This window comes from Kitasatospora sp. NPDC127067 (genome assembly GCF_042724755.1).
Taxonomy (GTDB): Bacteria; Actinomycetota; Actinomycetes; order Streptomycetales; family Streptomycetaceae; genus Kitasatospora; species Kitasatospora lactacystinica.
Genome location: NZ_JBHXEM010000204.1, coordinates 1 through 10,248, shown reverse-complemented (window position 1 = coordinate 10,248; position 10,248 = coordinate 1). Strand labels below are relative to the sequence as shown.

The 10,248-nt window shown below is 75.2% G+C and carries 10 protein-coding genes; 6 read left to right on the top strand and 4 right to left on the bottom strand.

Translation table 11 applies throughout. The annotated features are described in order from the left end of the window. Positions 1 to 146: 146 nt before the first annotated feature. The 4 genes from ACFWJ4_RS39470 to ACFWJ4_RS39455 all read right to left on the bottom strand — a co-directional run bounded on the left by ACFWJ4_RS39470 (position 147) and on the right by ACFWJ4_RS39455 (position 4,378). The gene (locus tag ACFWJ4_RS39470) at positions 147 to 1,445 is read right to left on the bottom strand and encodes a PLP-dependent aminotransferase family protein (RefSeq protein WP_380553727.1); all 1,299 of its coding nucleotides are present in this window, start codon (positions 1,443 to 1,445) and stop codon (positions 147 to 149) included. Next, the gene (locus ACFWJ4_RS39465; RefSeq protein ID WP_380553724.1) at positions 1,442 to 2,377 is read right to left on the bottom strand and encodes an alpha/beta hydrolase; all 936 of its coding nucleotides are present in this window, start codon (positions 2,375 to 2,377) and stop codon (positions 1,442 to 1,444) included. Before ACFWJ4_RS39465 ends, ACFWJ4_RS39470 begins: the two co-directional genes overlap by 4 nt. Before the next feature lie 26 nt (positions 2,378 to 2,403). Next, positions 2,404 to 3,180, bottom strand: a complete 777-nt coding sequence (locus ACFWJ4_RS39460) for a class I SAM-dependent methyltransferase (protein ID WP_380553722.1) — start codon at positions 3,178 to 3,180, stop codon at positions 2,404 to 2,406. A gap of 97 nt (positions 3,181 to 3,277) precedes the next feature. Continuing rightward, on the bottom strand, positions 3,278 to 4,378 hold the full coding sequence (locus ACFWJ4_RS39455; RefSeq protein ID WP_380553720.1) for an alpha-hydroxy acid oxidase: 1,101 nt from the start codon (positions 4,376 to 4,378) through the stop codon (positions 3,278 to 3,280). Between the two features lie 179 nt (positions 4,379 to 4,557). Here ACFWJ4_RS39455 and ACFWJ4_RS39450 point away from each other — a divergent pair, with 179 nt between their 5' ends. The 6 genes from ACFWJ4_RS39450 to ACFWJ4_RS39425 all read left to right on the top strand — a co-directional run bounded on the left by ACFWJ4_RS39450 (position 4,558) and on the right by ACFWJ4_RS39425 (position 10,219). Then, positions 4,558 to 5,997, top strand: a complete 1,440-nt coding sequence (locus ACFWJ4_RS39450; protein ID WP_380553717.1) for a class I adenylate-forming enzyme family protein — start codon at positions 4,558 to 4,560, stop codon at positions 5,995 to 5,997. 95 nt (positions 5,998 to 6,092) lie between these two features. Continuing rightward, the gene (locus ACFWJ4_RS39445) at positions 6,093 to 6,368 is read left to right on the top strand and encodes a phosphopantetheine-binding protein (protein ID WP_380553714.1); all 276 of its coding nucleotides are present in this window, start codon (positions 6,093 to 6,095) and stop codon (positions 6,366 to 6,368) included. Further along, complete coding sequence (locus ACFWJ4_RS39440; RefSeq protein WP_380553711.1) at positions 6,365 to 6,631, top strand: acyl carrier protein; 267 nt, start codon at positions 6,365 to 6,367, stop codon at positions 6,629 to 6,631. Before ACFWJ4_RS39445 ends, ACFWJ4_RS39440 begins: the two co-directional genes overlap by 4 nt. Beyond that, the gene (locus ACFWJ4_RS39435) at positions 6,628 to 7,782 is read left to right on the top strand and encodes a beta-ketoacyl synthase N-terminal-like domain-containing protein (protein WP_380553708.1); all 1,155 of its coding nucleotides are present in this window, start codon (positions 6,628 to 6,630) and stop codon (positions 7,780 to 7,782) included. Before ACFWJ4_RS39440 ends, ACFWJ4_RS39435 begins: the two co-directional genes overlap by 4 nt. 11 nt (positions 7,783 to 7,793) lie before the next feature. Further along, positions 7,794 to 8,411 carry a hypothetical protein gene (locus ACFWJ4_RS39430; RefSeq protein WP_380553705.1) on the top strand — a complete coding sequence of 206 codons (618 nt, stop codon included), beginning with the start codon at positions 7,794 to 7,796 and terminating at the stop codon, positions 8,409 to 8,411. Positions 8,412 to 8,602: 191 nt separating this feature from the next. After that, positions 8,603 to 10,219: a class I adenylate-forming enzyme family protein gene (locus ACFWJ4_RS39425; RefSeq protein ID WP_380553702.1), complete on the top strand. Its 1,617-nt coding sequence runs from the start codon at positions 8,603 to 8,605 to the stop codon at positions 10,217 to 10,219. Positions 10,220 to 10,248: the final 29 nt, after the last annotated feature.

Below are 10,248 nucleotides of genomic sequence, written 5' to 3'. Positions count from 1 at the left end.
CGGGGGGTAGTCGGGGCCGCGGCTGGTTTAGCCCCCGGGCGGGCCCACAACGCCCTGGGGGGGGGGCCCCGGCCTTGTTTGGCCCCGCCCCCCTCCCTCTTTCGTCGTTCCGGCCCCCGCCGGTCCGCGCCGGTCCGCGCGGGCTCTCAGTCCGCCACGAAGGCCGTCACGAAGGCCGCCAGCCTCGCCACGCCGTCGATGATCTGCGCCTGCGTCAGCGAGCTGACGGACAGCCGCAGCCGCTGCTCGCCACCGCCCGCCGGGTAGAACGGCGCCATCGGTGTCCAGAGCACCCCGTGCTCGCGGGCGCAGCGCTCCATGGCGGCCTCGTCGGCGACGAACGGCACCGTCAGCACCGCGAAGAAGCCGCCGTCCGGCCGGGTCCAGGAGATGCCCAGCCGGTTCCGCACGGAGGCCGGGAAGTGCCGGTCCAGCTCCCGCAGCAGGGTGTCCAGGCCGGCCGCGTAGTGGGCCGTGGCACGGGCGTTGGCGGCCCGCAGGCGGCAGTCGTGGGTCAGCAGCATGCCGCCGATGACGGCCTGGCTGAGCGCCGGGGTGTTGACCGTCGTCATGCTCTTCAGCTTGGCCAGCTCGTCCGCGAGGAGGCTGCGCCGGCCGTCGGGGCCGGTCACCTCCTGGTCGGCGACCACGTAGCCGAGGCGGGCCCCGGGGAAGCAGGTCTTGGCGAAGGAGCCCAGGTGGACGACCTGGCGGCGGCGGTCCAGCGCCTTGAGGGTGGGCCGCAGCCCCGGAGTGCGGGAGAAGAAGCCGTACGGGTTGTCCTCGACGACGAGCACGCCCTCCTCGGCCGCCGCCTCCAGCAGCCCGGCGCGGGCCGGGACCGGCATGCTGGTGCCGGAGGGGTTGGCGAAGTCCGGGACGACGTAGAAGGCGCGCGGACGGCGTCCCTCGGCCCGCACCGCGCGGGTGGCGTCCCGGAGCGCCGCCGGGTCGGGACCGCCGTCCGGGCCCTCGGGGACGGGGCGGACGGTCAGGTCGAGCAGCCGGGCGGCGCCGGTGACGCCGACGTAGCAGGGCGAACTGACCAGCAGGACGTCGTCCGGGCCTGCGCACAGGGCGCGCAGCGTCAGCAGCATGCCCTCCTGGGCGCCGACCGTGACCACCACGGCCGCGGGGTCGACGGTCAGGCCCTCGTCGTGGGCCAGCGTGCGGGCGATCAGCTCGTTGATGATGCCCTTGGTCGGGCCGTACTGGAACAGCGCGGTGCGCACCGCGTCCCGGTCCAGGCCGCGGTCGGCCAGGTGGGCGAGGTAGGTCTCCAGGTACGCCGGGACGTCCTGGGGCTCGAAGAAGCCCTCGTAGGGGCGGCCGGGGGCGAAGGAGACCGCGTCCGGGTAGCGGGTGGTGACCTCGTTGAGGAAGGTCATCGCGTCCAGCAGCGGATCGGCCAGGGAGGGGTGCAGGTCGCTCAACGGGATCGTCATCGCAGCGCCTCCCGGAGGCGCTCGGCCGCGAAGTCCTGGGCCTCGGCGGCGGCGTCCAGGGTGCCGGTCATGGCGAAGAAGCCGTGCGGCATGCCCTGGTAGCGGCGCAGGTCCACCGGGACCCCGGCGGCGCGCAGCGCCTCGGCGTACTGCTCGCCCTCGTCCCGCAGCGGGTCGTACTCGGCCGTCAGGACGGTCGCGGGCGGCAGGCCGGCCAGGGTGGCGGCGCGCAGCGGTGAGGCGTACGGGCTGGCGCCGTCGCCCTCGTCGGCCAGGTAGTGGCTCCAGTACCAGGCAACCGAGCGGCGGTTGAACAGTGCCGGGTCGTCGTGGGCGCGCAGCGAGGGGGTGTCGGCGCCGTGGTCGGTGTTGGGGTAGACCAGCAGCTGGTGGCGCAGGGCGGGGCCGCCCTCGGCGCGCAGCAGCAGGGTGAGCGCGGCGGTGAGGTTGCCGCCTGCGCTGTCGCCGCCGACCGCGATCCGGTCCGGGTCGATGCCGAACTCCGCCGCTCTTTCGACGAGTTGCAGCAGTGCGGCGCGGCAGTCGTGCAGCGCCGCGGGAAAGGGGTGTTCGGGGGCGAGCCGGTAGCCGACGGAGGCGGTGACGCAGCCGACGGCGTTGGTGAGCCGGCGGCAGATCGCGTCGCTGGTGTCGGGCGAGCCGAGCGTCCAGCCGCCGCCGAACAGGTAGAGCAGGGCAGGCAGCCGGCGGCCGGGCGGCTCGGGGCGGTAGAGCCGCAGCGCGAGTTCGCCGCCGGGACCGGGGATGCGGTACTCCTCGACGGCGGCGACCGGTTCGGGTGTGCCGGCCGCCGCGCGGATGTCCGCGAGGTCGGCGGCACGGGCCTCGGCGAGGCTGAGGGTGTAGAGCGGCGGGGCACCGCTGCCGGCGCGCCTGGTGCGCAGCGCTTCGGCCTGGGGGTGCAGGGGCATGGGCGGATCCATTCGGTGCGGAGGGCTCAGCGGTCTGCCTCGACGTAGACGGTCTCGTCGGTGCGGAAGGCCGTGTCGAGGTCGGCGACGTCCGGCCGGGTGCCCTGCCGGTAGGCGCACGGGCGAATCCTCCCGGGGTCGAAGCCGGCCCGGGTGAGGACATGCCGCAGTTCGTCCAGATCGTAGATCCACTGGTGCCCGAAGTGCCGGAAGATCTGGTTCACCAGGAAGGCCGGACGCGCGGGCATCGGCGGGCCGAAGCCGAGGGTGGTCAGCCGGCGCCGGTGCTTGGCGAGGAAGCCGTCGCCGGTGGCGTAGCCGACCAGGTAGCGGGCGAGGTCGGGGGTGGTCAGGCGCAGGACGCCGCCGGGGCGCAGCACCCGGCGGGCCTCCCGCAGCCAGACGACGGCGACGGGCATGGTGACGTGCTCGATCAGGTGCTCGGCGTACACCCAGTCGACGCTGGCGTCGGCGAAGGGCAGCGGTTCGGCGATGTCGAGCCGGGTGAACCAGCGGTCGCCGTCGACCCGGTAGAGGGTGCCGGGCTCGGTGGCGGTGTCGGGGCTGCGCAGGGTGGCGAGGTCGGTGCCGAGCCCCTGGGGGTGGGCGGTCCGGAAGGCGGCGAACTCGATGCCGGTGATGCCGAGTTCGCGCAGGCCCGCGTGGTCGCGCGGCAGCCCGCCCGGATGCGCTTCGAGCTTCTCGCAGGTGGCGACCTGTTCGCTGAAGGCGTCCAGCCGGGGGGCCAGCCCGTCCGGGTCGTCCCAGTCCCAGCCCGGGAATCGCTCGCTCTGCTCGGTCATGTGTCGGACCTCCTGGTGGGAAGAACGCGGTTCGGGGGCGGCGCGGTTCAAGGGCCGCGCGGGTGCGAAGCGGATGAACGACCGCGCGGGTGCGGTGTCAGCCGGCCGGGCAGGGCCAGGGGGCGAGGACCGTGCGGTCCAGGTCGGCGAGCCGGGGGCGGCCCAACAGGGCCATGGTGTGCTCCAGTTCCTCGCGCAGCAGGTCGAGCACCCGGTGCACCCCGGCCTCGCCGCCGGCGGCGAGGCCCCAGAGCGCGGGGCGGCCGATCAGCACGGCGCGGGCGCCGAGGGCGAGGGCGATCGCGAGGTCGGTGCCGCTGCGCACGCCGCCGTCGAACAGCACCGGCAGGTCGGCGGGCACCGCCTCGACCACTTCCGGGAGTGCCGCCAGGGCCGGTGTCGCCCCGTCGAGTTGGCGTCCGCCGTGGTTGGAGACCAGGAGGGCGTCGACGCCGTGTTCGACGGCCAGCCGGGCGTCCTCGGCGGTGAGGACGCCCTTGAGGACCAGCGGCAGCCGGGTGCGTTCGCGCAGCCAGGCCAGATCGGTCCAGCTCAGGGTGGGGTCGAACTGTTCGCGGGCGTGCTCGGCGATGCCCGAACTGCCGCCGGCGGCGCGGTGACTGGCGGACATCAGGGACCGGTCCAGGTTGACCGCCCGGACGGTGGGCGGGACGGCGAAGCCGTTGCGCAGGTCGCGCAGCCGACGGCCGATCCTGGGGGCGTCCACGGTCAGCACCAGTGCGCGGTAGCCGGCCGCCTCGGCGCGTTCCACCAGGGCGGCGAGGGCGGCGCGTTCGCGCAGCCAGTACAGCTGGAGCCAGAGCGGGCCGGTGGCGGCCGCGGCGATCTCCTCCAGGGTGCGGCTGGCGAACATCGCGGCGACCAGCAGGGCTCCGGCCCGGCCGGCGGCGCGCGCGGTGGCGGTCTCGCCCTCCGGGTCGACCAGCCGGTGGTAGGCCATCGGGGCGATCCCGAGCGGGAGGCGCAGCGGTGCGCCGAGCAGGGTCAGTGCCGGATCGCAGGCGGAGACGTCGACCAGCGTGCGCGGACGCAGCGCATGGCGTCCGAACATCTCCCGGTTGGCCGCCAGGGTGCGTTCCGCGTCGCTGCCGCCTTCGATGAAATCCCAGATTTCCGTTGGGAGTCGGTCGCGCGCCGCGCGCTCGATCCCGGCCGACGTGAGAACTCTCACGGGCATTCCTCGTTCCAGGACGGCCACGCGCGGGCCGGTCCTGGTTGGGCAGCGTAGGAGCAACGACCACATTGGTATAGACCTTGATTTGACCAAACGTCTGTGCCATGGTCTGGCCACGGAATTGGCCGTTCTGACTTGTTAACGGCGTTCATGTCAAATCCCCTCACTTGTGTGGAGCCGCGTTGACCGGCTTTTTCCCCTCCGTACTTCCGGCTGCCTTCCTGCCGCACTCCGACGCCCCGGACTCCTGGGTCGACCGGCTGCTGCTGGCCGGCCCCGGCACCGAGGAGTGCCTGCGCCTCGGCGCACCGCTCGACCGGGACGCCCTGCGCGCACTGGTCGAGGAGCAGTCCGACCGACTGGCGGCCGCAGGACTCGGCCCCGGCGGGACGGCGGCACTGCGACTGCCGCCCTCGGTGGCGTTCGTCGCGGTGCTGCTGGCATGCTGGCGTCTCGGCGCCCAAGTCGCACTGCTCGACCACCGGTTGACCGACCACGAGATCGACGCGGCGGTGGCGCGGCTGGCCCCGCAGGTGCTGGTAGGCTCCGCCCATCGGTCCGCGGCGGCCCTGCGCGGCTTCTCCGAAGTCGAGCCGGTGGCCGTCCCGTTGACGGACGGACGCCCGGCCCGCACCGGGCACGCGTTGATCCAGCTCAGCTCCGGATCCACCGGTCCGGCCAAGGTCATCGCCCGCACGGCGGCCGATCTACTACGCGAACTCGACTGTTACCGAAGGCTGGTGGAGTTCCCCGGCGAGGGCGAGCGGGTCGTCCTGCTCTCCTCGGTGGTGCACGTTCTCGGCCTGGTCGGCGGGCTGCTCAACAGCCTGCACGCCCGGGTCGCGCTCACCGTGCCGGAGCGGATGACGGCGGCGGGCATCCTCGCCGAGGTCGCCGCGAGCGACCGGCCGACCACCGTGATCGGGGTGCCCTTCCACGCCGAGCTGCTGGCGGGGACGGTCGCTCCCCCGCCGCTGCCCCGGCTGCGGCGGATGGTCGTGGCGGGCGAGCTCGTCCGCCCGGGACTGCCCGCGCTGTTCACCGAACGCTACGGCGTTCCGCTCGGCACCATGTACGGCATGACCGAGACCGGGGTGATCGCCACCGACCTCTCCGGCACGCTCCACCCCGCCAAGCGACCCGTGCACGGCATGGAACTACGCCTGGTGAAGGGCGAGTTGCAGATCGGCGCGGCGGCCTCCCCGTACCCCGGGCTGGACGATCCGACCCGCTGGTCGGACGGCTGGCTGCACACCCGGGACGCCGCCGAACTGACCGCCGACGGCCTGGTCACCGTGCTCGGCCGACTGGACTCCCAGGTCTCGATCGGCGGCCTGAAGGTCGACCTCACCGAGGTCGAGCAGACGCTCGCCGCGCTGCCCGAGGTCCGCGAGGCCGTCGTGGTCTTCGACGGCGGCGCGATCGAGGCCTACCTGGCCACCGAACCCGGGACCGACCTCGCCTCCGTCCAGGACGGGCTGGCCCGCCGGCTGGCCGCCTACAAGCGGCCGCGCCGGCTCGCCCGGCTGGACCGGCTCCCCCGCACCGCCACCGGAAAGCTGCTGCGCGACCCGGCCGCCCTGCGCGAGAGCGCGGCCGCCGGCCGGCCCGCCGCAGGCTGACCCCGCCCGCCACCGGGCCGGCCGCACCCGGCCGCACCCCGATCCATCCGCACCCCGATCCCTTCGCACCACCCCCCGACAAGGAGCCCATCACCATGCAGGACCGCATCCGCGCCTTCGTCCTGGCGGCACTCGCCGAGATGCAGTACGACGTCTCCGAGGTCACCGGGGACACCGACCTCGGCCCGGCCGGACTGGACCTCGAATCGCTCGCCCTCGCCGACCTGTCGGTGCAGGTCGAGGACGAGTTCGGGATCAAGTTCGACCTGGACGAGATGGAGACCACCGCGCTGATGACGCTGGACGAGTTCACCGCCGACGTCACCCGCCGGGTCGACGCCCTCGCCGCGGCCTCCGGCAGCGCCGCGTGACCGGCTCCCCGCTCCCCGACGCCCTGCCGGACCGGACCGAGGTCCTCACCATGCTGGCGGCGTTCGGGCAGCGCGCCGTCGACACCGTGCCAGAGGATCTCGGTTCACTCGAACTCACCTGGCTCGTCGCCGAGTTCGAGCAGCGGTACGGGCTCCAACTGGACCTGGACGACGACCGCTTCGGCGCGGTGCGCACCATCGACGACGCCGCCGAACTACTGCGCGAGGCCGTCCTCGCCGACCGCGCGGGCGCACGGCCGTGATCCCCGCCGGGACGGGCACCGGACCACCGGGCCGGACGGCCGGCCTGGTCGTCACCGGTGTCGGGGTGCTCAGCGCCGCCGGGCGCGGACTCGCCCCGCTCACCGAGGCCGTCACCCACGGCAAGTCCCTGTTCGGCCCGGTCACCCGCTTCGACGTGAGCTCCCGCCGCACCACCCGGGCCGCGCTGTTCCCCGCCACCGTGCCGCTGGCCTGCACCTTTCCGCTGGCCAGGGCCGTGCTCGACGCGATCGGCCAGGCCTGCGGGCAGGCCGGACTGACCACTGCCGAGGGCGCCGGACTGCCCGTGCTGCTCGCGCTGCACAGCGACGAGCGCACCCGCGCGACCGCCGCCGCGGTGGCCGCCGGAGTCCGCGCCGACTGGGGCGCGCCGGGCGTCACCCGGGTGTACAACGGCGCCTGCGTGGCCGCCGCGACCGCCGTCGCCGACGCGGGCGCCCTGGTGGCCGCCGGACGGCACGAGCGGATCCTGGTCGCCGCCGGACACCTGGTCGAACCGGGCGTCTTCGCGGTCTTCGACGCCGGACGGGCGCTGGCCCGGGACGGCGAGGCGCGCCCGTTCAGCGCCGGCCGCACCGGCACCCTGCTCGCCGACGCGGCCGCGGCCGTCCTGGTCGAGTCCGCCCCGGCCGCCGAACGCCGCGGCGCGCCCGCCCTCGCCCGGCTGGCCGGCTGGGGCCGGGCCGGGGACGCCCACCACGTCTGCCGCCCGGACCCGGAGGGCGGCGGGGCGATCCGGGCGATCGGGGCCGCGCTCACCCGCGCGGGTGCCGACCCGGCCGAGGTCGGCTACGTCAACGCCAACGGCACCGGCTCCGCCCTCGCCGACCGGGCCGAGGCCCACGCCCTGCGGCGGGTGTTCGGCCCGCACACCGACCGCCTGCCGGTCAGCTCCAGCAAATCCGTGCACGGGCACGCCCTGGAGGCCTCCGCGCTGCTCGAACTCGCCGCCACCATCGGCGCGTTGGGCACCGGACTGCTCCCGGTCAACGCCGGCTGGCTCGGCCCGGACCCGGACCTCGAACTGGACCTCGTCCTGGACGGCCCGCGCGCCGCCCGCCCCCCGTACGCCCTCAGCCTCAACTCCGCCTTCGGCGGCGCCAACACCGCGCTGCTGCTGGCCCCGGGATGACAGCCACCGCCATGACCACCCCTGCCGACCACACCCACGGACTGCGGATCCTCGCCGAGGCCCGCCACCCCGCACCGGGCCCGGACGGGCCCCCGCCACCGCCACCGCTGCCCGGCTTCTCCGCCTCCGGCTTCAATCCGCTGGTCGCCGACACCGCCGAACGCTGCCTGCGCGCCCACCACGGCGAGCCGCCCGCACCCGGGCGGACCGCCCTGCTGCTCGCCAGCGCGAGCGGCGACCTCGAAACCGCGCGGGCCATCGAGCGCAGCGCCGAACCCGGGCAGCGGACCGGCCCGCTGCTGTTCTTCCAGTCCAACCCCAACGCCGTCCTCGGACACATCGCCGCGCGCTGGGGCCTGACCGGCCCGGTCGTGGCGATCTGCCCGGCCGAGGCCGAACCCGGCCGTGTCCCCGCCGAGGCGTTCGAACTCGCCGCAGTGCTGCTCCAGGACGGCGACGCCGACCGGGTGCTGGCCGTGGCCGCCGAGCAGACGCCCGACGGGGACCTGGCCGCGGCCGTCCTGCTCGCCGGTCCGGCCACGGAATCCGGACGGGCCGAAACCGAACCGGCCGAACCCGAACGGACCGAACCCGAACGGACTGAACCCGCCGCCCGCCCCTGGCCGTAGCAATCATCGAGGCCCGGCGCCTGACGCAGCCGCACCCGGCACACCAGCGCCCCCGCCCGTCCCCGCCTCACTCCCGACATCCGCCGCCCGACGACGCGCGGCCGACCGCACCCGCCGCCCGTGCGGCCGACCCCTGTCACCCGATCAGCCGCCCGGGCCGTCCACCGGCCCCGAGGGAGGGATCCACCCCCGTGACCATCCGCAGCCTCCGCACCCAGCTCGCGGACGACCCCGACGTGGGCGCCGGCAACGTCCTGACCGCCCGGATCGCGCTCGGGCTCGACCTGGACGTGCCGTTGCTCAGCTTCGACACCCCGGTGGACGACCACCCCGCCTGGCAGCCCTTCACCCTGCGCGAGCTGGACCGCGCCGTCCGGGCCCGCGCCGCCGCGCTGCACGCGCTGGGCATCACCCGGCGCGACCCCGTCGTGGTGTACGCGAGCGACGCCGCCGACCACGTGCTCTCCTTCCTCGCCCTGGCCCGGCTCGGCGCCGTCCCGGCCCTGCTCAACCCCAACCTGGACGGCGAGCGCGCCGCCCGCTACATCGCCCGCCTCGGCGCGGCCGGCGTCCTCGCCGACCCCGCCCACCTGGCCGCACTGGCCGGCCACGCCCCCGGCGCGCCGCTGCTGCCGGAGATCTCCACCCTCGGCGCCGGCGACCCGGACGCCGCCCCCGAGCCGTACCGGCACTGGTCCGGCGACCCGGTGGCGATCACCCACTCCTCCGGCACCACCGGAATGCCCAAGGCCGTCGTCCACTCGCACGCGAGCCTGTACGCCGCGATCCGCCACCGGCTGCGGCTGCCCCGCCCGCAGGGCCAGGACCGGATGCTCAGCGCACTGCCCGCCCCGCACGCCGCCACCCTGATCGCCCTCAACCTCGCGCTCAGCTCGCACACCGAACTCGCCGTACTCTCCCGGCAGTCCGGCGACGGCGTGCTGGAGGCCGTCGAACGGTGGCGGCCCACCGGGGTGATCGGCTTCGCCGCCACCTGGGCCGACCTCGCCCGGCACGACCTCGCCGCCCGCGACCTGAGCTCCGTCGCGCTCTGGTGGAACACCGGCGACTGCGCCCACGAGGTGCACATCCGCCGCCTGATCGCCACCGGCAGCCGGGAGACCGTCACCCGGGCCGGCCGCACCCGGCTGCCCGGCTCGCTGTTCGTGGACGGCCTCGGCTCCACCGAGATGGGCCACTCGCACTTCTTCATCACCCACGGCCCCGGCACCGAGCGCTACGGCCGCTGCGTCGGCCGCCCGCACGCCTTCGTCGACTGCGAGGTGGTCGGCCCGGACGGCGAGCCGCTCGGCCCCGGCGAGGTCGGTGAACTCGCCACCGCCTCACCCACCTTGGCGCTCGGCTACTGGAACGACTCGGCCACCACCTTCCGCACCCGGCTGCGCGGCCGCTTCCTCACCGGGGACCTGATGTACCGGGACGAGGAGGGCTACTACTACCACGTGGACCGGGCCGTCGACTCGGTCGAACTCGGCGGCGGCAAACGGCTGTTCACGGCCATGTCGGAGGAGCGGGTGCTGGCCGCCTGCCCGGACGTGCTGGACTGCACGGTGGTCGCGGTACGGGACGGCGAGCGCGTGGTCACCGACGTGCTGCTGCTCCTCGCCGCGGACGCCGACCCGGCCGCCGACCGCACCGCGGCGGTCGTCGCCGCCCTGGACGAGGCCGCCGCCGCGACCGTCCGCAAGGTGCTGGCGGTCTCCCCCGACGACATCCCGCTCGGCCCGACCGGCAAGGTCCGCAAGGTCCTGCTGCGGGAGATCCACCTCGCGGCGGTGGGCGCATGAGCGAGCGGAGCGAACGCGTCGTCGAGGGG